Here is a 22,434-nt window from a genome sequence, read left to right as displayed (position 1 = left end):
GGCAATTTTATCTTTTAGTACGCATCGTCATTAATAAAGGTCGAAAATCCAAATTAAAAGTTGGGTGGACGAACAAAACCTAAGCTACAAAAAACCGAATTCCGACTCATTTTTATGGGAATTTGTACTTAGTTGGGTTTCGAGGTACATTTCTATTCAATATTGGTAATATGGAAACTTTGGAAACTTAGTGGAAACATGGAAACAGGTGATTGACATGCCAGTTTGGTGGGTGTCACACTTCTGCTAAACAGGAGGGTGAACAATGAAAATCACCAAACACCGACAAAAAATTCTGGATACACTTCAGCAATGGTTCAGCATCCATAAACAAGGGCCAACTCTAGAAGAGTTGTGTCAAGAACTAGGAATGCAACCACGTCAGAAAGCAACAGTTCAGAAGTGGTTGCAAACTATGCGCGGTATAGACGTGGAATGGGATGACCACAGCGCCCGCAGTCTTCGCCTCCTCACATCTGAACTGGAAAAACCTTCCTTACAGCTATCTGTAACTGACACTCTGCGGTATTTAGCTACTGGCGTGGTGCAGTGGGAAAACCTTGAGCTAGAAAAGCGAAGTCAAGTACCAGAAGCCCTTCGCATTGGAATGTCCCGTATGTACTTAACTTCCTTGCTACGGGGAGAACAAGCCCCAGAGAACTTACCACAATTTTTTGATTGGGCGGAAACATCAATTACTTCCTGGAAACCAGCCCAAGAGATTAAATATCTTTCGCCAGATGTCAGCGTTATAGAAGACGGAGTAGTTTCCGATTTTGCTACAGAATGGCAAGTTTCGGGTAATGATGTGGTGGCGCAGGTACAAGAATCAGTACTGAAAGATGTACTGGAATACTGTCGGGGAAATCAGCTAGAAGATGCTTATCGCACTTTTCGACAATTGATTATTACTAAACCTACTCTTCATTACTCAGAATATCGGCAACAGCTACGTTTACCCGAACTCAAACCACTGCGCGAGTTATTGTCACGGTTAGAAATCTATGTCGATATGGATAAGTTGGCAGAGGGCAGCGTCTATCATCTGTGTCCGCGCTGCAAGTATGTACAACGCCAACGCCCTGATGGTACATATACCTGCCGTAACCCTTGGTGTGAAAGACTTTGTGCAACCAGCAACTTTCAACCATTGCCACCTATTTCTAAAGAAAAAGCAGCAGACTGGAAAGCTGTTACCCCTGGCGTGCATTTGTACGGTACGCTTCCAGGGATTTGGGAAATTCAACTTCAAGAAGAACTTACAAAATTAGGTTTGCGCGTTATTCTCTGGCCTTTTGTCGATGAATTTGACTTGCTTGTAGAGTTCCCGCGCAAAGTTCGCTGGGCAATTGATTTTAAAGATTGGGCATCCGTGGATGAAGAACGTTTGCGAAAGGTGCAGTATCGGCGTGATGCAACGGAAACCTTTGTAGTTTTTCCAGATGAACGCGAAGACTATTTGCGGATAAAGGTAGTGCGCGAACAACTAGAACCTGAACTTGAAGGGGTGCGCTTGCGCTTATTTAGCGAAATCATTACCGAGGCTCAAGCAATTTTAGGGAAGAAAAAATAATGCGTGACACCATTAGCTGGCGCAAGGATCTGTGTAAAAAACTCCGCAACTCGGATGAATTACAACAGTATATAGTATCTAGTTTAGTTAATGCAGATACTAAGGTACAACAGCGAGAACTTAAGCGTCTTGCCCAACTCATTGCTGATGTGGAATTGGGATTAACCCTACTTAAGGAAGTAGCGCCTGAAGAACCTGCAACTTCTGTGGAAGCTTTGCTCAAAGGATATCGTTTTCCAGTTGAACAACTACAAAGCGATCGCAACTGGCAAGTTATACAAAAGTTTCCGAAAATCAGCTTTACTGTTATAGAAATATTTTATGATTCTTAGACATTAAGTTTTTTAAAAATTTATATTCTGGATTGCGACATATTAATTCTTCACAACGCTCAGATGAACATCCTAATTCCTGTAATAAACAGACTTTTATCATAAAATCAAGTATTTGATTAATCCTAAAAAGTGTCTCACCATCATACAATTCTTGTTGAGAAGGGTCATTATAATGAGTTAAATGATTCCGAATATTTTTAACTTTTTTAGTAAAACTTTTAGAATCAATGACAATAGGCTCAATAGTTTTACTTGTTAACTCAAACACTTCTCTTAATCTTTCTAAAAGTGATGGTTCATGACTAAATTTTAATTTTTCTTTTACCCAATCTCTATGTTCTATAGGTGTAACCGCAAGTATATTGTCTAAACGGGTACTATGTTCTTCTGTAAAAGAGTTATTCCTATCCACTTTTCTTCTATGATATGATTCTAATGTTTGAACTAAGGATAAAAACTTATTTTCTTGGTATAAATTAGGATTATAAATAGTACTAAAGTACAAGTTAATGATGTCTTGTGCTTCGTCGAAAAGATTAAACCATCTTTGCATAACCAGACTGAAATGCTCTTTAATATCATCTAAAGTTAGCAGAGCTTCAGGTGTGCGTAAAATATCTGTTTTATTTATATAGTTTGAATTTCTAAATATAGCCTTTATTCTTTGGGACGAATCATCAATATCTAGAATAAAAAACAGTTGTGTTATATAATTTGATCGATTAGCAGCCAATGTTATAAAGTTTGTTAATGGATCTATGAACTGGCTATATATTTCATCTATTGATTTTTTTTCTTTGATATCTACAGTAATTAATGCAGATTTAGTTACAGTAACTTCTTGGTTAGTTATTTGTTGTTCTATAAATTGATTTATTGATATATTTGCTTTGGTGATATTAGCTTTTAAATCTTTTGATACATGACAAAACAATTGATATTCTTGATAATCGCCATTGCTATTAGAATTACTATTTAAATTAAGATTGCACAACAAAGGAGACAAATATTTTAGGTCAGTAAAACCTACTTGGAATTTATCAAATTTAATTTGTTCTGAATTATTAAAATGGTAGCCTACAAGGGCATAATGTACGTTAAACCTTTGAGTTAGAATGCCTGGAACAGAACGTTTGCTTGTATTTCGACGACAATTAAGCAAAGTAAATAATTGACCGTGAGTTACTCCGATAATTATTTCTTGACTTTCGGAGTCAATATCTAAAAAATCTTGCTCATTCAAGCTACCAACAATTTCAAGCGAGATTCCATTTTCAGAGGAGAACTTTACAGTCCCTGTAACTTCTTGCTGAGGATTAGAAGGGAGCCACCAAGACCCCAAAAATTCAAATTCTTCCATCTGAAAGCACTAAAACAATAACTACCTTTCCAATCTATTTTTATTGATATAAATTGTACAGAGTAAAACTACCCAAAACTGTTTGCAGTTGACGATTGGGAGGGATCACATACTGTTCTGATATCAGGTACTAGCTACGCTCCAGGTTCGCCAGCCTATCACATTAATATAAAACCCACTGTATTGTTGCAATCTAGAACTGGCGAGGCAGGTATAGCTGAAAGTCAATTTTTCTTTAGTTCCAAACAGAATCCGCAAGCAGACTATATTGCTTTATCAGGATTGCCACCTGCAAGACGCAAACTTGCTGCTAAAGAAATGGTGGAGGCTATGTGCTACTCGGTAAGAGGTGGAGAGAGTTTTCTAGATGGGGTATTTCAGGATTTAGAACAGCGAAAACAACAGCAACCTGAATGGTGGAGCGATCGCGATCGCATCTTGATTGTCGTGGGTAGTTACGATGAATCGGAATGGGTAGCGTCTATTTTACAATCGCGCTACCGCTTCGACATAAACATCAACGATGACGGTATTGCCACCCTCCGCCGTGACAATGCTCCCACTCATCTTCATGGGATTCTGCGAAGCGAAATCAGAAATTTACAACATTTACCCACCCAAATTGTAGTTGCTCCTTTGATGGCTTTAGAGCGGGGTCACAACATCTTGAATACTCAAGGCAAAGCAGCATTTGGTGCAGTGTTATTCCTCAACAGACCTATGCCAGTACCTGATAACTGGCAATCTACTGTTCAGCAACTTAACGCTTGGGCACTAAAGCACGAAAAAGACTCCACTCTTTACGAAGAAGCTCAATTAATATCGATGAACCTAACCCTGACTCAGGTTGCAGATATCTTCTACCAGAATGCTGTGGCCGAAATGGTCAATCTGAACTATACAGCATGGGCTTTTAAGCAACTAACACAAAAAGAGCGATCGGTACTTTGCTGGACTCAGTTAGTGAGTATCTGGCAAATCATCGGGCGTTTAGTGCGTGGTGGTGTACCAGCAGTAGTCCATTTTATAGATGTGAAATTCGCCCCAAATTCAGCCATTGGCGAACAAGACAGCGAAAGTACTTCACTTTTGGTTGCCATCATCAAGGTGCTGGAACCCTATGTAGAAGGTGAGGATGTGCTGGCGCGATCGCTCTATGGAGCTTTTTTGAATGCGTTGAAACAAATGAGAGAAAGAAACTTAAACTATGACTAAAATTATTCTTCCTGGTGCTTGGGAACTTACTGCAACGAATCCAACATACAAACTCTCTGCAATCTATGTCCCTACTACATGGCGACAAGTCGCCAACAACCTTGCTCAACAGCGTGCCAGACTCCAAGGTAAAAGTTATCGGGCTGTACCAGTTTATTCCCTCGACCCTTTGGTATCTGGTAGTTTTCCCCAAATTATCAAGACTGTGCGTAATGGCTGGCAAAAAGACAATATGCCTTGGTTATTAGCAACAGAAACCACAGACATTTCTGACTTGGGTAACTCGATCAAAGATTGGTTGATAGAAGAATTTAGTACCTTAGAGGATGTTGAGTCACAACTTGCAAATCTAAATAATGATGATTGGCAATGGGAAAATTCACAAACCTATGAATTACTCCATCCTCAAAACAAAGTCGAAACAGGCAACCTTTACCAAGCAATTCCAGATTACCTTGCCGAAGAGTTTCTCAAAAACCCAACAGTTTCCTTTGGTGTTGATGAGCAGTATCGACTGACATTTTACCGAGTAGTCAGCCTCCAAGGTGCTGAGTTGATGTCATGGCCTCCCAGTCAAGTTACGGTTACTACAGGAAAGGAAACAACAGAAACAGCATATATCTCATTTGTCATTGAGTTTGTTTTGCAAACAGTTCCCTGGCGCGAAAAACCTATTGTTTATAATCATTTATCAATTCGACGTTGGCTGACCAAACCTTTGAAATATAGACCTTATCCAGGAGTGAAAGCTCATATTGGTGATAACCGTCGGTGGTTAGATGGCCAACGCCAACCCTTTTGCTTTATTCCACTGATGATGAAACGTTATGGAAAGGAAATGAAATGGCCCCAAGCCATCAGCAATCTTTTTTCTCTCAATGACTCTCAACTTCCTGACGCAAATAATTTCGTTTCTAACCCAAATCATAATTGGTCAGGCGTCAACACAATTCCTAGTGGTATCCAAGCTGCGATCGCCTACACTTCTAAATTAGGGGAACCACCCTGCTTTAGTGGTGTCAGTCCACAAGATTTGGCTAGTTTAGATCGAGCTATTGAAGCGCGTCTCCCTGTTCAGAGAGTGGGTGAGGCTGAGAGGGTGACAGGTAACATTTTTATTTTCTGGCCTTCAGAGAAACCCAAACAGAAAATTGTTCCTCTGCTTGCTAATGAAGAAAACCAATCTAAGAAGCCTAAAAAAGCAAAGAACTCTGACGATCCAAATCATTCACACACTCCAATGCTGCGACCAAAACTAGCAGCACCAGCAGTATTTCGTAAAGCTGAAAATCCTCTTCGCACCATACTTATTTTGTGGGAAACTCCACAATGTCGCAATGCACTAATTACTGAAATTTGCCAATTACTGTATTTATCGCCTACAAACGTAGAAAATATTTATGAAGGATTATACGGTTCCCTGTGCATCAACACTCAACACGTTGGTGACCTGACACAAAACCTGGAAATGAAAAGTTTCTCTGAAGTGAGGAAAACTTATCAACAGCAACGCCCTGATTTATTAGCAGAACGCATTAACAATATTGCTGCATTTATACCCCAAACCAAAGAACTAAGCGGGGCCTTAATCGAAATCAGATCGAAACCTCCTATATCCGAGGCTGATCCCAAGCTTGCATGGCGAATTGGAGCAATAAAAGCAGGCTATCTCAATCAACATATCCATCGAGTAACTTATACTACCAAAGCTGGTGAAGAAAAACCGAAAAAATCCGGTTTAGAACCAGTGAAACGAGCAGTATCTGATTTACTGAGACAATTCGGAATTTTGCCTGATACTCCTTTAATTAATTTTAAAAAAGACGGCATTGATCCTGATGTCTGGTTAACGTGCTTTTATGTCCTACGCCGCACCCGCAAAACAAATTCAGAAAATATTCCTAAAACTGTTGTTTTGATGATTAGAGTTAATCCAATCACAGCAAAAGTAGAGTTAAGCTGTTCCACATTTAGTTTGCAATAGCAGCATTACCCTTGTTTTTAATTTTTCGTCCCCACTGAATTATGAGTTCTCCCTGATTTAACAACCGATCTAATAAATGCTTTAGCTCATCTACCGATTTAAATAATCGATGAGATATATATTCTTTGGCTGAATGCCATACTAGTTCTACTAAATTAAAATCAGGGCTATATACAGGAAGAAAATATAGTTGTATATTTGGCAGGTGCTTTTCAATCTCTGCTAACGTTGTTTTCTTTTTATGGTAGCTAGCATTGTCTAGCACTATCAATATCTTTGGTCCCAATTTAGGAAAATCAGACTCACTGTTACCTAAGATAACCCATTCATTTTTAACAAAATTATTTAATTGTTTTAATTCTTCATAAAAGCTTTCACCTGTTCCTTTTTCTATAAAATAGCACATTCTTTTTTTGTCGTGAAACCTCAATCCTTCCATAATATTTACTCGTCCACGACTCCGTTTTCCTGTTACTTTTGTTGGATGACCTTTTTTGCCCCAATTTTTTCTACGAATCACTCTTAAACTAAATCCGCTTTCGTCCCAAAACCAGACCTGAATCTTATCTGGGTAAACAAATGAAGCTTCTAAATATCCTTGTAGCTTTTCTTTAAATGCTTCTCTATTCTGAGGGTTTTGTTTGTCTTCTAGACTGGATTTTGCCCAAAGGTAGGCGTACTTTTTTTGATTAAGAATCCTCCGAATTTGTTCTCCACTTAACTTAATACCTGTTTGTTCTTCCAAATAGGTGGATAATCTTGCTGTTGTCCACCGTCCAAATTCATAACCTAATTCGCTTGGTTCTTTTTCAATTAAACACATCAATAAATTGATATATTCCTCAGTTGCTTTTCGATAATTACCTTGATTTCTGCCATCTTTTAGGCTCTCTAAATTATCTGGATCTCCGTGAACACACCAGTATGCTACAAGACTTTTAGCAACAAAACCGCCTTTTAGATTTTGCAGCTACATTAAATCACTAGCTGTTAAACGTTAAGCTTGGTAAAAATGGGAATAAATAGGACGTTTCCCTGAATAAAGCTACTATCGAGATATGAGCAATACCAGTAACTTTCGTGAAGCTTTCCGTGAAGCTAAAACTCAAGCCCTTATTGGCCCAAATGTAATTGCTAACGCCCTGCCTTACGTCGGTGGCGGTCTTGTGCTAACGGCACTAGGGACATACGGCGGTCTGGGAGTTATCCGTGCTAACCCCCAACTGTTCTTTCCCACCTTCATAGGTGCGGTGATTGTGGAGTTAATTCTGTTCTTTGTTGCCCAAAATGTTGCCGAAAAAGGTAATAAAGGGCTTGCATTGCCCTTGTTGGCAACCTACAGCCTCTTATCTGGATATACCCTCAGTGGCCTAGTGTTTGTCGCTTTGGGACAAAAAGGTGTTGGCATCCAAGGCATTGGTTTGGCTGCACTCAGTTGTGGCATCACATTTATTGCCGCCCGTCAAATAGGTTCAAATCTATCTGAACAAGACGGCATGGCTTTGACAAAAACCATCAATCTTGGTGTTATCGCTTTGGTGGCTGTGTGCTTTGCCCAATTTGGGTTTGCCATGTTTGGTGTTTACACGCCAAATTGGTTTGAAATCGCTATTTCCGGTTTAGGAGTGTTCCTTTTTGTTGGGGCATCTGTTGTCGACTTCTACATCTTGCCGCGTGCTTACAGCGATGACCAGTATCTGCCTGTGGCTTTGTCGATGTATCTCACTTACATAAATTTGTTTGTCTTTATCTTGCGGTTGCTAATTGCCATCAATGGCCGCGATTAAGTACCTGTAAGTAGAAAAACTTAACAAATTATCAACCGTGGTCAAGCATTAGCAGCCACGGTTTTTTGTGGGATGAGAAACTAGAGCAATTTTAGTAATACAATATGTAGTAAGTTATCAACCCCAGTGAGTAAAACCATGCTGGAACTCTTGAACATCAAACGCGAAGTAGAAAGGTTATCAAATATCTTGGCTAAGGCTGAAGGCTGTCTTTGACGTTCGAGAACTGAGTGCAAGAATTGAGGACTTGAATCAATTAGTTTGTCAACCTACTTTCTGGCATAATTCCGTCACTTCCCGTCAGACACTTCAAGAAATTGATTCACTCAACGCTCAAAAGAAACAATATCAGCGATCGCGCTTCATTCTAGAAGATATCAAGGCTGCACTAGAATTACTAGAATTATCTGCTGATGAAGAATTGCTGCAAGAGGCACAAACCAACCTTACCCAACTCCAGCAAGAACTTGAAACAATAGAAACACAACAATTACTGTCCAACCCCCACAAGAAAAAAGGTGCATTTCTCACTATTACTGCTGGGGTTGGTGGTGCAGATGCTCAATATTGGGCATATATGCTGTTACGAATGTACTCTAAATGGGGAAAAAGCAACAGTTACAAAATCCTTTTAGTGGAAGAATCTTGCGGAGATTTAGCTGGAATTAAATCTGCCTCCTTGGAAATTATCGGTCGTTATGCATACGGCTACCTAAAATCAGAAACAGGCACACATCAACTACAGCAAATATCGCCCTTTGATGTTAATAACAGCTTGCACACGAGTTTTGCTAGTGTAGAAGTTATCCCAATATTGGGTGAGTCTGTTGAGTGGGAGATTCCAGAGAAAGATTTGGAAATTACTTTTTATCGCCATCGCGGGAATGTTAACCGAACAGAAACATGGGTAAAGGTGGTTCACATTCCTACGGGGATTAGTGTATTTTGTAACCAAGAACGCAGCCAGCTGCAAAACAAAGAGAAAGCCTTAGCTATTCTCAAGAGTAAACTGTTTGCGATGCCTACGGCTGGCTACGCCTACGCACTAGCCCAAGGTGTCCAGATTGACAAAATTCAACACCGACAGGTAAAACCTCTATCCAACAAGCTCATCCGTGAATATATCTTGCATCCTTACACCAAGGTGAAAGATTTACGTACCAATGTAGAAACACCTGCTGGGACAGAGGTATTAGACGGTAAAATTGATTTGTTTATCAAAGCCTATCTGCAACAGCTATATCTCACTACTTCAGGGGATAAGAAAGTGCTTGATAATTTCAAGTAACTTTTGTAACCTATACAAGTTGTGCAGAAAAAATTTGCCCAACTACAGCTAAAATCAAGAAACATAAAAAGAGCAATTTCCCAATCCAAAGCTCTCTATCTCTCATTAAACAAGCATTATGGATGTCCTAGAACTCAAACGCGAAATCGAAACGTTGTCTGGCCGCCTGGGTAAAACCCAGGACTATCTTTGACGTACCTGCGCTGACAGCCAAAATTCAAGACCTCGAAAAAATATCAGCTCAACCAGAATTTTGGAATGAGCAAACCCAAGCCCAACAAACGCTACAAGAACTCAACGACCTGAAAGCCCACCTCCAGCAATACGATCGCTGGCACGCCAATCTGGAAGATACTAAGGCAGTTGTTGAGTTGTTGGAGTTAGAAACCGATGAAGCACTACTCCAAGAAGCAGAATCTACCATCACTAAACTGAATCGTGACCTGGATCAGTGGGAGTTACAACAGTTACTTTCCGGCCCCTATGATGCGGAAGGTGCTGTACTGACGATTAGTGCTGGTGCTGGTGGTACAGATGCTCAAGACTGGGCATTTATGCTGATGCGGATGTACACCCGTTGGGGCGAAGCTCACGGCTATAAGGTAACTTTGGCTGAAGAGTCGGAGGGTGATGAAGCCGGAATTAAATCGGCAACCCTAGAAATTACTGGTCGCTATGCTTATGGTTACTTGCGTTCAGAAATGGGTACACATCGCTTAGTGCGGATTTCACCTTTTAATGCCAACGGCAAGCGACAAACCAGTTTTGCAGGGGTGGAAGTGATGCCACAGATTGACAACTCTGTGCAATTGGATATTCCAGATAAAGATTTGGAAATTACCACAACTCGTTCTGGTGGTAAAGGTGGGCAGAATGTCAACAAAGTAGAAACTGCGGTGCGGATTGTTCACCTTCCTACTGGTCTTGCCGTGCGCTGTACAGAAGAGCGATCGCAGCTGCAAAATAAAGAAAAAGCCCTAAATCGCCTCAAAGCAAAGCTATTGGTTATAGCTAAAGAGCAACGTGCCCAAGAAATTGCCGAAATTCGTGGCGATATGGTGGAAGCCTCTTGGGGCAACCAAATCCGTAACTATGTGTTTCACCCTTACCAAATGGTAAAAGATTTGCGTACAAGCACGGAAACAACAGGGATTGGCGATGTGATGAATGGCGAAATTGATACATTCATCCAAGCTTATCTGCGCCAAGAAAATAAACTGGTAGAAAACACTCCGGCATAAAGGCACTTATTACATAACACCCCGATTACTAAGGCGTTTCACTGAGAAACGCCTTAGCAATATATGGGCGATCGCAATTCTATCCCAGACCAACTGTTACAGTTATAAAAGAGTCTGTAGACAAATAACTATGAGCAACTCACCTTCAACAGAACCTCAACCTAGCTACGTCAAACTTGCCATGCGAAACATGGTGCGGAAGGGTGGAACCTCTCTAAAACATTTTGGATTGACCGCTGTAGGGCTTTTAGCTCTGCTTGTTGGTCTTGCTTACCTCACTCATTAACGACAAATCGTAAACCTCAGACAAGGAGACTGTGTGCCCCTGAGAGTTGAACTATATGTGGAGGAGTATTTTTATGAGTTGTCCCCGACAACATCTGTAAAAATTGCCGAGACTGATGACCGAATTACCCCTGAAACTTGGGAAAACTGGTTTAATCAGTGGTTGGAAATACTTCAGCCTCAGATTCCACCAGCGCCAAGTTATGAAATCGGACTGCGTTTGACAGATGACTTACAAATTCAAGAACTGAATGCTCAATATCGTCAGCAAAATAAGCCGACAGATGTTTTAGCCTTTGCAGCTTTGGAGGTGGATTTTCCTCAAAGCAAAGAAATGCTTGCCTCTGTCCCATTATACTTAGGTGATATTATTGTGTCTGTAGATACGGCACAACGCCAAGCTCAACAACAGGAACATAGCTTACCAACTGAGCTAGTCTGGTTAGCTGCTCACGGTTTATTGCATCTGTTGGGCTGGGATCATCCTGATGAAAAAACTTTGGAGCGAATGTTAAAACAGCAAGTGATATTGCTGAATACAATCGGTATTGCTATTGACATGGAATAGCAGTAGCTTATGTATGCCTTAATGTCAATTTTGGGTAATACTTTTATAATACTTCTGTGGAAAATTGCCTAAAGATTGCCTCAAAGTTAATTCTGCCATTAAGATCGGCGAATATTCCCACTGTAGCAACTCTGTTCTTGTGTTTTTAAGTCTATGTCCCAAAAAATTTCTCCATCACCAACACCTACCTCGTTACAAACACTGGTGTCTAACGAACGGGAATTCTCCTGGAAAGTAGCCTCTAATTTATTTGTTAGTTTTAAATATGCCTGGGCTGGAATCAGCTATAGTTTTCAAACTCAACGTAATTTTCGCATCCATGTAAGTGTTTGTGCTTTAGCGATCGCTTTAAGCGTTTTCTTGCATCTGCAAGCGGTGGAAATAGCAGTAATTGGTATAACTAGTGGTTTAGTTTTAGCATTAGAGTTACTAAATACAGCGATCGAATCCGTTGTGGACTTAACCGTTAAGCAGACATACCATGATTTGGCAAAAATTGCTAAAGATTGTGCCGCTGGTGCAGTGCTTGTCTCTGCTTTCGTAGCGATGCTAGTAGCAGGTACGCTATTGCTTCCTCGTCTGGTAACGTTAATTATATCGGCTTTGTAGATGTGATTTGCGTAGGCTAGCAAAAACCGCAGGTATCGCCAAGTGACTCACTAAGAGAATCACACTCTGTCCGAATCCCTTTGCAGAATATATTCAAAATTTAATTAAATCGTGTGATGTCTACGACGGGTGGTTCCTGAACGCAGCCGTACCACTTTATGGAAGCAAGCTACGCGCAGCGTCTCCGACAGGAGAAGGGCTACGCCAACACGCCAAGCATCCTGGCTAAAGGATTACTTGGTAATCTTTAGAAAGTGGCCACAGAGTAGCCGCTTCATACTTACACGTCTACGCCAGCATTATTTTTACATCTAACGAACAAATAGCATGAGATACTTATCTATGCTTTTTGCAACTGATAAGTGGTAGAAACCAGGAGTAATAAGCTTTGATTATAGTTATAGACAATTACGATAGTTTTACATATAACTTAGTGCAGTATCTGGGAGAATTGGCATCAGAGTTCCCAGTGGCAGATGATATTAAAGTTTTTCGTAACGACAAGATATCCATAGATGAAATTCGGGCATTAAAGCCGGAAGCTGTAGTTATTTCTCCTGGACCTGGTCGCCCGGAAGATGCCGGAATTTCTTTAGAATTGATTGAACAGCTAGGACAAAAGTTACCAATTTTGGGTGTCTGCTTGGGACATCAAAGCATTGGTCAAGTGTTCGGTGGTAAAATAATTCCTGCTCCAGAGTTGATGCATGGCAAAACCTCTCAGGTGTCTCACACTGGAGTGGGGGTTTTCCGGGGATTAGAAAATCCTCTAACTGCCACCAGGTATCATAGTTTGGTAATCGAACGTGAGACTTGCCCAGATGTGTTAGAAATCACCGCTTGGGTTGAAGATAACACCATTATGGGAGTGCGACACCGGAACTATCCTCACATTCAGGGCGTCCAATTTCACCCAGAGAGTGTCCTGACAGCTTCAGGAAAACAGTTATTGCGAAATTTTCTGGAACAGTTACAGTCAAGAGCATAATTAATGAAACGACGACAGTTGATGGGCTATGCTGGGGCGGGGTTGGTAACAGCTTTGGTTACTACCTTGGGTTCTGAATCTCAAGCTGACGCACAATCTAGCGGTTTATCAGTTAAGTGGTTGGGTCATACTTGTTTTCTTTTTACTGGTGGTGGTGCGAAAGTTCTCGTCAATCCATTTCGGACGGTTGGCTGTACTGCTGGGTATCGTCCCCCAAAAGTTGCAGCAGATTTGGTACTGATTAGCAGCCAACTGCTTGATGAAGGTGCTGTGGATGTACTACCGGGAAATGCAAAACTGATCTACGAACCAGGAGTTTATGAGTTTAAAGGCATTAAATTCCAAGGAGTTGCCATAGACCACGATCGCAAAGGTGGTAAGCAGTTTGGCTCAAATACCGCTTGGAGTTGGAAGCAAGGCGGAATTAATATCCTCCACTTAGGTGGGGCTGCTGCACCCATTTCTATTGAGCAAAAAATCCTGATGGGGCGTCCCGATGTGGCATTTATTCCAGTGGGAGGCAGTACAAAAGCCTACAATGCTGAGGAAGCAAAGCAGGCTGTTCAAGTTTTAAATCCTAAGTTAGTGATTCCGACTCATTACCGTACACAAGCAGCTGATGCTGCTAAGTGCGACCTTTCGCCATTGGATAATTTTCTGACCCTGATGCAAGGTATGAAAGTGCGGCGTAGCAGTGCAGATAGTATTTCTATTAGCCCTAAAGATTTGCCGGAGAATGGGGAGATTCAAGTTTTGAGTTACAAATTTTGAATCAAGGGGACTGGTGATTGGCGAGGAAGCAGGGGGAGAATAATGACTCCTGCCTCCATCTTCTAACTTCAGCTTCTAGAACGTATACCACTCTCCGGTCAGCTTATCTGCGTCGCTGATGGGAGTCTCAACTGCTGTCGTTTCATTTATAGTCCAAATGTTGTCTGTACCTGCTGTCTGATCGCGCCAGTAGATATCAGTCTTGCCATCGCCGTTGAAATCACCAAGGGATGGTGTCAAGGCCGCGTTATTAGCCGGTAAGAAAGCTTCAGTTGCAACTGTTGTACCATCCATCAACCAAGCGGTGTTTTCACCAGTTGCGCCATTGTGCCAGAAGATATCGGTCTTGCCATCGCCATTGAAATCGCCAATTTTAGAAGTCCAGGATGAGTCAAGTGTACCCAAAGCACCTTCTGTGACTAAGATGCCATTCATCGTCCAAACCTTGTTCTCACCTGTTTGAGCGTTTCTCCACAGAATGTCTGTCTTAAAGTCGCCGTTGAAATCACCAAGGTTAGCAGTCCAGGCGGCATCTTGTGATTGTAGGGCAAAGTCAGTCTTTTGCGTACCATCCATAAACCAAGCGACGTTATCGCCAGTTGTCTGATTGCGCCAGAAGATGTCACTCTTGCCATTGCCGTCGAAATCAACAATGGTAGGAGTATAGGCTGCGTCTGTAGTGTCTAAAACAGTTGCATTCAGAACTGTGGTGCCATCCATCTCCCAAATAGCGTTCTCACCGGTGGTTGTATTATGCCAGAAGATATCGGTTTTGCGATCGCCGTTGAAATCTCCAATCTGAGGACTCCAGGCTGGATCGACGCTACTTAAAGCAGCCGCACTACCAACTTTGGTGCCATCCATCAGGACAACGCTATTCTCACCAGTTGTCTTATTGCGTAATAAGAAGTCGGTTTTGCCATCAGCATTGAAGTCAGCAATTTTGTAATCATAGGCGGATAGGTCATATTGACCCAAAGAACCCTGTTCGACAACTGTTGTTCCATCCATCAACCGAATGATAATCTCACCTGTTGAAGAATTGACCCAAACTTTGTCTGTTTTACCATCACCGTTAAAGTCAGGAGTAATCGCCGCACTAGTTAAGTAAGGATTAGGATTGGGATTTGCTGATATTTTAACAGGCGCAGTTGGCGATTGACTTTCTAGTGCTAGAAAAGAACTCTTATTTCCAAACCCCAAATCATAATTTAAACTCTTAAAAGAATCTGCCAAGATTTGTGATTTTGCAAAAGAATCTGATGCTAATCGAGATGTATTCAAAGCTAAGGGTGAGGAATTTGAGTTTTCAGGCATGGGGAATTTTTATTATTGGGTGTCATATTTTTTTAACGTTTTTTGGCAATCTCTTTCTGTAACGAAATAACATTTACTTGGTTTTCAAGATTTCTTTATAACTATTTTTTCTTTATTAATGTCACTCTTTTAAAATAAATATTTGTTTCTTTTAAACTATTTTTCTAAAAATTTCAAGTTCTATGTAAGCAATTATGAAATATTTTTTTGTAACTTATATATGATTGTTTATAGATAAAAAATGATTATTTTATCTATATTCTTTGACATTTGAAGATTGTATCAAAAATCTACCTACGAACCAGAAATTTATTTTATGTTTAATTAGACAGACTTAATTAAGATAGAAGCGATCGCTACATTATTTCTAAGATATTTTGTATAATCTTACCTTTGTTTTGTTGGCACTTTCTTAAGTAATAGCTGAATCTTGACTATTTTTTATTTTGTGAACAAGCTTAGATAAAAAATAACCTTGACCACCGGCTAGTCCTAAATTTGAGCTATCTAATTTAACCCAATAAAAATCGAAGGCTATAGGGTTTTTGCTGGTACTTGGATATATTTCCCAATGCCGCCAAGTAGATGGTGTAGACTGAGTTAATTCGAGATGATAAACATAACGTTCTTGAATTTCATTCCGATAGGGAGTCATATTGTATTGATAAATACCCAAGAACTCAAGAATACGAACTCCCTTAACACCAGATTCTTCATAAATTTCCCGCAGTACAGCTTCAGATGGCTCCTCACTTTCTTCAACTGTACCAGCAGGTACTTGCACGCCACCTTCAGGAAAATCAGTATGTGTAAACACCATTAATTCATCTTTGTTGCTTACGTAAGCGATCGCTTTTTTTATTAGGCGTTGAGTAGACATATTTTTTACTGTATGTTGTTAAATTTCTAAAATCTCAAAATTTGTATAAAATAAGCGTTTAAAACTTATTTAACTTCATGAATATCCTAAAATATTTGATAACAACAAGATTTCCAAATTGTTTAAAAAGGAGGAAAACTGAGTCTTTTGTGATAATTGATTCTTCTACAATAATTTACAGCAGATTTCAAGTTGGTGAGGTAAACCAGCTAAGTCTGTTAGCCAGGTATAAAACGTGTTTTACTCCTGAATTCTGTATTCTGCTGTATAACTTAAGTGGAAACAAATATTGGTTAGAATAACTTAGATTAGCAACTATTAAGAGGCACGATCTGTGCATCTGTTAGTTGATAAGAGTGTCAAATAATACAATACATTTTAAAAGTACATCAACTATGCAAGCAGAATATCGGCAGCGTCGCGAACAGTTAATGGCAAAAATTGGTGATGGAACAGCCATTTTTCGCAGTGCGCCAATGGCAGTGATGCACAATGATGTCGAGTATGTTTATCGCCAAGAAAGTGATTTTTTTTACTTGACTGGTTTTAATGAGCCACAAGCAGTAGCAGTGTTAGTGCCACATCATTCAGAACATCGATTTGTGCTGTTTGTCCAACCGAAGGATCGCGAAAAGGAAGTATGGACTGGTTATCTTTGTGGGGTAGATGCAGCCAAGGAAATTTATGGTGCTGATGAAGCTTACCCGATTAGCGAGTTAGATGAAAAATTGCCGCAGTATTTAGAAAAAGCCAGCCGGATTTACTATCATTTAGGACGCGATCGCAATTTTAACGATCAAATCATCAAACATTACCAAAGTTTACTGCGAACTTATCCGAAGCGCGGTACAGGGCCGATCGCTATTGAAGATACTGGCCCTGTCCTCAGCAGCATGAGATTGATCAAAAGCGAAGCTGAGTTGGAATTGATGCGTCAAGCAGCTGCGATCGCCACTGAAGCACACAATTATGCCCAAGAAATTGCTGCACCAGGACGTTATGAGTATGAAATTCAAGCGGAGATGGAACGCATTTTTCGAGTGCGGGGTGGAATGGGGCCAGCTTATCCTTCCATTGTGGCTTCTGGTGTAAATGCTTGCGTACTCCATTACATTGAGAATAATCGTCAAATGCAGGATGGAGAATTACTGCTAATTGACGCCGGTTGTGCTTATGGTTATTACAACTCGGATATTACCCGAACATTTCCCGTCGGGGGTAAATTTACGCCAGAACAAAAGACACTGTATGAGATTGTTTTGGAGGCGCAAAAACAAGCGATCGCTCAAGTCCAACCAGGTAATCCCTTCAAATTAGTTCATGATACAGCAGTGCGCGTTCTCACAGAAGGTTTAGTCGAACTTGGCATTCTCAAAGGTGAAATTGATAAGTTAATTGAAGAAGAGAAATATAAGCCATATTATATGCACCGCACCAGTCATTGGTTAGGTTTAGATGTCCATGATGTCGGTGTTTATCAGCATGGTGAAGACAAACCACAGATTTTACAACCGGGTCAAATTTTGACAGTGGAACCGGGACTATATATTGTGCCAGATACTAAACTAGCAGAAGACCAGCCACAGACCGATCCTCGATGGGTTGGGATCGGTATTCGGATTGAGGATGATGTGTTAGTTACACCTGGGGGACATGAGGTGTTAACTGCGGGGGTTCCCAAAGAAATAGATGAAATCGAAAGATAAAAAATGGTGATGGTAGACATCATCCCTAAGAAAAGCCCCGACGATTGAAATCGCGGCTATACAGACAAAACCCACCTCCGTGGGTTTAAAACCCTTTATTTTGTATTAGTCCACGGAGGTGGACTTTACTTGTGTAGTCGTGACTTCTAGTCGCCCAATACTTTTAAAACTCCACTAAAGGAAAAATTGTGGTGAAAGTAGAACCAACGCCTACCTGTGAAGCTAGATTAATTTGACCTTGCAATAGTTTTACTAAACGCGAGACGATCGCTAATCCCAATCCTGTACTATCAGGAAGATAGGGGCGATCGCTAGAACTCACCCGAAAGTAGGGTTCAAATATCTGGGCTTGGTTTTCGGGTGCAATGCCAACTCCAGTGTCAGAAACTGCGATCGCCCATCTTTGCTTCTCCAACACCTGACACATAATAATAATAGTCCCCGACTCTGTATAACGAATCGCATTACTAATAAGATTTGTAACAATTTGTTGCAACTGAAAACAATCTGTGATTAACTTTTCAGGGATGCGATCGCAATCGACTACGATTTGTAAATTTTTTCCCGCAGCTAAAGGTTCCAACATTTCACACACATTACCGATTAATTCACGCACATCGGCAGGTGCTAATTGGAGTTTTATCTGTCCGGCGTCATAGCGCGAAAGTTCTAGTACATCATTAATTAGATGAAGTAACTGTCTACCATTGCGTAGTACGCGTTCAATATGTTCTAGATTGGTAAAGCTGTCTTTGATCTCAGTCTTTCGTCGTTGTTGGCGTAAAAATAGATCCGAATAACCAATAATGGAAGTTAAAGGATGTTTCAATTCGTGGGCTAATTGGGAAAGATACTCTTGATTAGCGCTAACTAGCCGCGTGAGTTCTTCATTATGGAGCGTTAGTGATGCTTGCAACTTCTGTAATTCCCGCAAGCGTTCCTCAACATAACTCTTGAAACATCGAGCGATCGCTTCGTCTAAAATAGCGTCAATCAAACGCATGGAACGAATTATCTCTGAGGGGATTCCCTTTAATAAATCTGCTTGTAGAGTATCAAATATTACTGTTCGCAGCAGATGATATTCTCTAGCAATTTCTGCTGGATCAAAACCTTGTTCGGCTCGAATCGCTCCATGCTGAAAACTGGCAGTAACCATTGATTGAATATCATTCTCTTGAGATTTTGAAAGCACTGTCACCATAGCTTTCAAAACATCAGGAATGTGATCCTTTACTCCTGTATAAGATAGGTCATCAGCACTTTCAATCCGTCTATCCTTGCGAACTGCTAAAATCCATTTATCAAGGATGGTGTCCTTTTTTTCAGCCAAGAGTTGACTAAAATCCATTATGTTAAATTCAGCTAGGAGATAGATGAGTAAAGTTCCATATGCAAATAGTTTAACGACTAGAGTCGTGTTTTACCAAAATTAGTAATATCTTTCACCTACCAAAAGAAATAGATTTTACAGATTCTGTTGTTGGTGAAATGGGTATCCGTACACAATGCTTAAAAAGTATAATATGTATCTTAATACCATCAATCGAAATCTTGCAGTTAACAGCCTTATGATTTGATTGCCAAAATTTTTTAGCTGACTGTGCAAGGATTTAATTCACAAGATAACCAAAATTATCCATTTTCTGGATTAGCGAAAAGTTAGGATAGGTAGTTGATTAAGTAATAAAATATACAATAGTCATTATAAAACAGATACTTTTACTGAAGTATCTATGTTAGATTATCTATATCAATGTTATAATACGCATAATTTAGTATTTACTTAGAGTAAGTCAGCCTAATCCAACAGATCGCAGTGCGTGATGTTGGAGCGGAGGAACCAAATTGTGGGGCGTATCTCATAGAAAGTGAGGATTTGAGAGTGAGGAGTTAGGAATTAAATAAAATTTAGTAACTCATAACTCATAACTCATAACTCATAACTTTCTACAGAAGGGCATCTCTCAGCCCTAGCCCGTCAGCTAACTTCGTAGGCATTGAGAGGAGACTGAAGAGACGGCATTTTTATAATGTTCCGATCTCATCGGTTTCCAAGGCTGGTACTGCTCAATTTTTTGTACCCGCACTTAAATCTGTTGAGGTCGTAAATGATATTTCAACTAAACTTAGCAGCGATCGCGGCGATCGCTGGACAAGCTGCTTGGAAAAAAACAGAACCTGTAATTGTCAAGGATGTTTTCTTTCTACCTGTGTTGGGTTTCTTGGGAATAATTGTGCTGTGGTGGATTGTTGCACTTGCCAACCATGAATTGATGCCCACTCCACCAGAAGCGCTAATCGCTAATTTAGACTACATTTTAAATCCCTTCTATCAGCGAGGCCCAGGCAACTTAGGAATTGGTTGGTTGTTGATAGCAAGTCTGCGCCGGGTATTAATAGGCTTTTTGTTGGGTGCGGTAGTAGCGATTCCTCTGGGGTTTCTAATTGGGATGTCCAGACCGGCAATGCTAGCGCTTAATCCGATCGTGCAAATTTTTAAACCAGTATCGCCCCTAGCTTGGCTACCCATCGCTTTAGCAATTTTCAACTTAGCAGATCCTTCAGCTATTTTTGTCATCTTTATTACCTCCTTATGGCCAACAATTATTAATACCGCCTTAGGAGTTGCTAGCGTTTCCCAAGATTATTTAGACGTGGCACGAGTGTTGGAGATGCCACGTTGGCGACGGATTACAAAAATAATTTGGCCTGCAAGTTTGCCGTATATTTTTACAGGTTTACGAATTAGTTTAGGGATAGCTTGGCTAGTAATTGTTGCCGTAGAAATGCTTACAGGCGGTATTGGTATCGGCTTTTTTGTTTGGGATGAATGGAGCCGCTTGAATCTGAGTTCGGTCTTTTTAGCTGTGTTCATAATTGGCTTAACTGGATTAATCCTAGATTACGCTGTGGGCAAAATCGAAGAATTAGTAACCCATCGCCCTAAAACTTCCAACTAACAAAATTAGCCTGCTATCAAAACAGCAAGATGTAACGTGACTCTGCGCTTGTAGCGTGAGCAATTAATCACCAATGGAGCTACAAAAATGGGTGATAATAACTGGACTCGACGAGATATTATCAAGGGAATAGGAGCAACAACGGCGGGAATGGCGCTGTCTTCCTGTGGGATTTCAGGAGATAGATCGGCTAAAGGACTAACTGAAGAAGCTTTAGCTGTGCAACCAGTAGTTAAAAGCGGCGACTTAGAAAAAGCCGATCTTACAGTTGGTTACGTTCCTGTTAATGATTGTGCGCCATTTGCGATCGCTTGGAAAAAAGGCTTCTTCCGCAAATATGGTTTGAACGTCACACTCAACCGCGAAGCCAGTTGGGCGACTTCCCGCGACGGTTTAATATTTGGTCGTCTGGATGCTTCGCCCGTAGTCTCCGGTGCCGTCACCAACGCCAGAATTGGTGCCGAAGGCGCACGCCATGCCCCCTTATGTGCAGCCATGACCATCCATCGCCACGGTAACGCCATGACGATGAACAAAGCCATGTGGGATTTTGGGCTGCGTCCGTGGTACGAGTATCAAGAAAAATATGGTGATAGCGCGCTAGAAGCCTTTGGGCGCGATTTTCGAGGCTACTTTGACAAGCAACCGCCAGAAAACAGAGTTTGGGCAGTAGTATTAAGTTCCGCCATTTACGAATACTTTATCCGCTACTTATCCGCCGCTGCCGGTGTCGATCCGCTTAAAGAATTTCGGATCATCATCGTTCCGCCTCCCCAAATGGTAACAAACGTGCGGATTGGTGCCATGCAAGCTTATATGGTTGCAGAACCCTGGAATACACGAGCAATAACAGGTAACGAAAACATCGGCTTTACCTTCGCACAAGGTAAAGAAGTCTGGTTGGGACACCCAGATCGTTTGTTAGGGGTGATGGAATCTTTCATTGACAAATATCCCAAAACCTATCGTTCCCTCGTCAAGGCGATGATTGAAGCCTGTCAGTATTGCAGCAAAGTAGAAAACCGCCAAGAAGTTGCCGAACTACTTACAGAACGTTCCTTTACAGGTGCTAGACCCAAAAAGAAAGATACCCCAATCGCGAAATTTACAAGTCCGGGAATTCTCGGCAACTATAACTATGGCGGCTTTGACGGCAAAGACCGCACCATCAAAGCTGCTGACACCACGATTTTCTTCGATATTCCTGACAACCTTCCCAAACAGCCAGGAGAACACTCCACATTCTTATGGAGATCCAGAAGCATCTGGTTAATGACACAAGCAGCGCGGTGGGGACAAATTCATGAATTCCCCAAAAATGCCGAGAAATTAGCAGAACTTGGCTGGAGAACAGATTTATATCGGGAGATAGCATCAGAAATGGGCATCAAATGTCCCAAGGATGATTACAAGGTCGAACCACCAGAAGTATTTATAGATAAGAAAGGCTTCGACCCCAGCGATCCTGTGGGTTATCTGAATAGTTTTGCCATCAGGGCTAACGCTCCCACTCGCTTTTTCATGTCTTAAATCCCAATTCCAAATATTGATTGACTAAATTATT

Annotated in this window: 19 protein-coding genes, 1 pseudogene and 1 riboswitch; of the genes and pseudogenes, 15 read left to right on the top strand and 5 right to left on the bottom strand. The window is 40.9% G+C overall.

Features of this window, described 5'->3' with window-relative positions; all coding sequences use genetic code 11:
- Positions 1-265 precede the first annotated feature (265 nt).
- Entirely contained in the window at positions 266-1,573 is a 1,308-nt protein-coding gene (locus V7K84_RS21190) for a restriction endonuclease-related protein (protein WP_334840909.1), read from the top strand.
- Positions 1,573-1,905 carry a hypothetical protein gene (locus tag V7K84_RS21185; protein ID WP_334840907.1) on the top strand — a complete coding sequence of 111 codons (333 nt, stop codon included), beginning with the start codon at positions 1,573-1,575 and terminating at the stop codon, positions 1,903-1,905. The genes V7K84_RS21190 and V7K84_RS21185 overlap by 1 nt, the downstream gene beginning before the upstream one ends.
- Here the strand turns inward: V7K84_RS21185 and V7K84_RS21180 are convergent.
- Positions 1,880-3,268, bottom strand: coding sequence for a HEPN domain-containing protein (locus tag V7K84_RS21180; RefSeq protein ID WP_334840905.1), 1,389 nt, complete (start codon positions 3,266-3,268; stop codon positions 1,880-1,882). The two genes, V7K84_RS21185 and V7K84_RS21180, sit on opposite strands and share 26 nt — an antisense overlap.
- Positions 3,269-3,454: 186 nt before the next feature.
- Between V7K84_RS21180 and V7K84_RS21175 the strand changes: the two genes are divergently transcribed.
- Together V7K84_RS21175 and V7K84_RS21170 are read left to right on the top strand one after the other, a co-directional pair.
- Positions 3,455-4,483, top strand: a complete 1,029-nt coding sequence (locus V7K84_RS21175) for a hypothetical protein (protein WP_334840903.1) — start codon at positions 3,455-3,457, stop codon at positions 4,481-4,483.
- A complete protein-coding gene (locus tag V7K84_RS21170) occupies positions 4,476-6,467 on the top strand; it encodes a pPIWI_RE module domain-containing protein (protein ID WP_334840902.1) in 1,992 nt (663 codons plus the stop codon). The genes V7K84_RS21175 and V7K84_RS21170 overlap by 8 nt, the downstream gene beginning before the upstream one ends.
- On the opposite strand, the pseudogene V7K84_RS21165 reads toward V7K84_RS21170, so the two are convergent.
- Positions 6,454-7,416: pseudogene (locus tag V7K84_RS21165) on the bottom strand (IS630 family transposase); the annotation flags it as partial. The gene V7K84_RS21170 and the pseudogene V7K84_RS21165 sit on opposite strands and share 14 nt — an antisense overlap.
- Before the next feature lie 109 nt (positions 7,417-7,525).
- Here V7K84_RS21165 and V7K84_RS21160 point away from each other — a divergent pair.
- From V7K84_RS21160 to V7K84_RS21125, 8 genes are all read left to right on the top strand, one after another.
- The gene (locus V7K84_RS21160; protein ID WP_334840901.1) at positions 7,526-8,254 is read left to right on the top strand and encodes a Bax inhibitor-1/YccA family protein; all 729 of its coding nucleotides are present in this window, start codon (positions 7,526-7,528) and stop codon (positions 8,252-8,254) included.
- 141 nt (positions 8,255-8,395) lie between these two features.
- Positions 8,396-9,542 (top strand): PCRF domain-containing protein gene (locus V7K84_RS21155; RefSeq protein ID WP_334840954.1). Its coding sequence is split into 2 segments (ribosomal slippage): positions 8,396-8,467 and positions 8,469-9,542, totalling 1,146 coding nucleotides; the frame shifts between segments, so codons are not numbered across the junction.
- Positions 9,543-9,660: 118 nt separating this feature from the next.
- A protein-coding gene (gene prfB / locus V7K84_RS21150; protein ID WP_334840900.1) for a peptide chain release factor 2 occupies positions 9,661-10,783 on the top strand; the annotation gives its coding sequence in 2 pieces (ribosomal slippage) (positions 9,661-9,732 and positions 9,734-10,783; 1,122 coding nt in all).
- 130 nt (positions 10,784-10,913) lie between these two features.
- The gene (locus V7K84_RS21145; protein ID WP_094350437.1) at positions 10,914-11,069 is read left to right on the top strand and encodes a DUF3285 domain-containing protein; all 156 of its coding nucleotides are present in this window, start codon (positions 10,914-10,916) and stop codon (positions 11,067-11,069) included.
- Between the two features lie 39 nt (positions 11,070-11,108).
- Positions 11,109-11,636, top strand: coding sequence for an rRNA maturation RNase YbeY (gene ybeY, locus V7K84_RS21140; protein ID WP_334840953.1), 528 nt, complete (start codon positions 11,109-11,111; stop codon positions 11,634-11,636).
- Positions 11,637-11,789: 153 nt separating this feature from the next.
- Positions 11,790-12,245 (top strand): diacylglycerol kinase, encoded by a 456-nt coding sequence (locus V7K84_RS21135; RefSeq protein WP_334840898.1) that lies wholly within the window; start codon positions 11,790-11,792, stop codon positions 12,243-12,245.
- A gap of 388 nt (positions 12,246-12,633) precedes the next feature.
- Positions 12,634-13,233 (top strand): anthranilate synthase component II, encoded by a 600-nt coding sequence (locus tag V7K84_RS21130; RefSeq protein ID WP_334840897.1) that lies wholly within the window; start codon positions 12,634-12,636, stop codon positions 13,231-13,233.
- Between the two features lie 3 nt (positions 13,234-13,236).
- Positions 13,237-14,004 carry an MBL fold metallo-hydrolase gene (locus V7K84_RS21125; RefSeq protein WP_334840895.1) on the top strand — a complete coding sequence of 256 codons (768 nt, stop codon included), beginning with the start codon at positions 13,237-13,239 and terminating at the stop codon, positions 14,002-14,004.
- 75 nt (positions 14,005-14,079) lie between these two features.
- Here the strand turns inward: V7K84_RS21125 and V7K84_RS21120 are convergent, their stop codons facing one another.
- Together V7K84_RS21120 and V7K84_RS21115 are read right to left on the bottom strand one after the other, a co-directional pair.
- Positions 14,080-15,321 carry an FG-GAP repeat domain-containing protein gene (locus tag V7K84_RS21120; protein WP_334840893.1) on the bottom strand — a complete coding sequence of 414 codons (1,242 nt, stop codon included), beginning with the start codon at positions 15,319-15,321 and terminating at the stop codon, positions 14,080-14,082.
- A 412-nt stretch (positions 15,322-15,733) separates the two neighbouring features.
- On the bottom strand, positions 15,734-16,201 hold the full coding sequence (locus V7K84_RS21115; RefSeq protein ID WP_334840891.1) for an NUDIX hydrolase: 468 nt from the start codon (positions 16,199-16,201) through the stop codon (positions 15,734-15,736).
- 395 nt (positions 16,202-16,596) lie between these two features.
- Between V7K84_RS21115 and V7K84_RS21110 the strand changes: the two genes are divergently transcribed.
- Complete coding sequence (locus tag V7K84_RS21110; RefSeq protein ID WP_334840889.1) at positions 16,597-17,907, top strand: aminopeptidase P N-terminal domain-containing protein; 1,311 nt, start codon at positions 16,597-16,599, stop codon at positions 17,905-17,907.
- A 163-nt stretch (positions 17,908-18,070) separates the two neighbouring features.
- On the opposite strand, the gene V7K84_RS21105 is transcribed toward V7K84_RS21110, so the two are convergent.
- Positions 18,071-19,258, bottom strand: coding sequence for a sensor histidine kinase (locus tag V7K84_RS21105; protein ID WP_334840887.1), 1,188 nt, complete (start codon positions 19,256-19,258; stop codon positions 18,071-18,073).
- Positions 19,259-19,695: 437 nt separating this feature from the next.
- A riboswitch (cyclic di-AMP (ydaO/yuaA leader) is annotated at positions 19,696-19,922 on the top strand.
- A 96-nt stretch (positions 19,923-20,018) separates the two neighbouring features.
- Between V7K84_RS21105 and ntrB the strand changes: the two genes are divergently transcribed.
- Both ntrB and V7K84_RS21095 read left to right on the top strand, forming a co-directional pair.
- Entirely contained in the window at positions 20,019-20,870 is an 852-nt protein-coding gene (gene ntrB / locus V7K84_RS21100; RefSeq protein WP_334840885.1) for a nitrate ABC transporter permease, read from the top strand.
- Between the two features lie 87 nt (positions 20,871-20,957).
- Positions 20,958-22,400: an ABC transporter substrate-binding protein gene (locus V7K84_RS21095; protein ID WP_334840884.1), complete on the top strand. Its 1,443-nt coding sequence runs from the start codon at positions 20,958-20,960 to the stop codon at positions 22,398-22,400.
- Positions 22,401-22,434: the final 34 nt, after the last annotated feature.

The sequence above is a fragment of the Nostoc sp. genome (assembly GCF_036917315.1).
Taxonomy (GTDB): domain Bacteria; phylum Cyanobacteriota; class Cyanobacteriia; order Cyanobacteriales; family Nostocaceae; genus Nostoc.
This window is presented reverse-complemented; position numbering and strand designations above follow the sequence as displayed.

What these genes read in the sequence shown, in the direction of transcription:
- V7K84_RS21190 (WP_334840909.1), top strand. Translation starts at nt 266, where the DNA reads ATGAAAATCACCAAACACCGACAAAAAATTCTGGATACACTTCAGCAA.
- V7K84_RS21185 (WP_334840907.1), top strand. Translation starts at nt 1,573, where the DNA reads ATGCGTGACACCATTAGCTGGCGCAAGGATCTGTGTAAAAAACTCCGC.
- V7K84_RS21180 (WP_334840905.1), bottom strand. Translation starts at nt 3,268, where the DNA reads ATGGAAGAATTTGAATTTTTGGGGTCTTGGTGGCTCCCTTCTAATCCT.
- V7K84_RS21170 (WP_334840902.1), top strand. Translation starts at nt 4,476, where the DNA reads ATGACTAAAATTATTCTTCCTGGTGCTTGGGAACTTACTGCAACGAAT.
- V7K84_RS21160 (WP_334840901.1), top strand. Translation starts at nt 7,526, where the DNA reads ATGAGCAATACCAGTAACTTTCGTGAAGCTTTCCGTGAAGCTAAAACT.
- V7K84_RS21145 (WP_094350437.1), top strand. Translation starts at nt 10,914, where the DNA reads ATGAGCAACTCACCTTCAACAGAACCTCAACCTAGCTACGTCAAACTT.
- V7K84_RS21135 (WP_334840898.1), top strand. Translation starts at nt 11,790, where the DNA reads ATGTCCCAAAAAATTTCTCCATCACCAACACCTACCTCGTTACAAACA.
- V7K84_RS21125 (WP_334840895.1), top strand. Translation starts at nt 13,237, where the DNA reads ATGAAACGACGACAGTTGATGGGCTATGCTGGGGCGGGGTTGGTAACA.
- V7K84_RS21120 (WP_334840893.1), bottom strand. Translation starts at nt 15,321, where the DNA reads ATGCCTGAAAACTCAAATTCCTCACCCTTAGCTTTGAATACATCTCGA.
- V7K84_RS21115 (WP_334840891.1), bottom strand. Translation starts at nt 16,201, where the DNA reads ATGTCTACTCAACGCCTAATAAAAAAAGCGATCGCTTACGTAAGCAAC.
- V7K84_RS21110 (WP_334840889.1), top strand. Translation starts at nt 16,597, where the DNA reads ATGCAAGCAGAATATCGGCAGCGTCGCGAACAGTTAATGGCAAAAATT.
- V7K84_RS21105 (WP_334840887.1), bottom strand. Translation starts at nt 19,258, where the DNA reads ATGGATTTTAGTCAACTCTTGGCTGAAAAAAAGGACACCATCCTTGAT.
- ntrB (WP_334840885.1), top strand. Translation starts at nt 20,019, where the DNA reads ATGATATTTCAACTAAACTTAGCAGCGATCGCGGCGATCGCTGGACAA.
- V7K84_RS21095 (WP_334840884.1), top strand. Translation starts at nt 20,958, where the DNA reads ATGGGTGATAATAACTGGACTCGACGAGATATTATCAAGGGAATAGGA.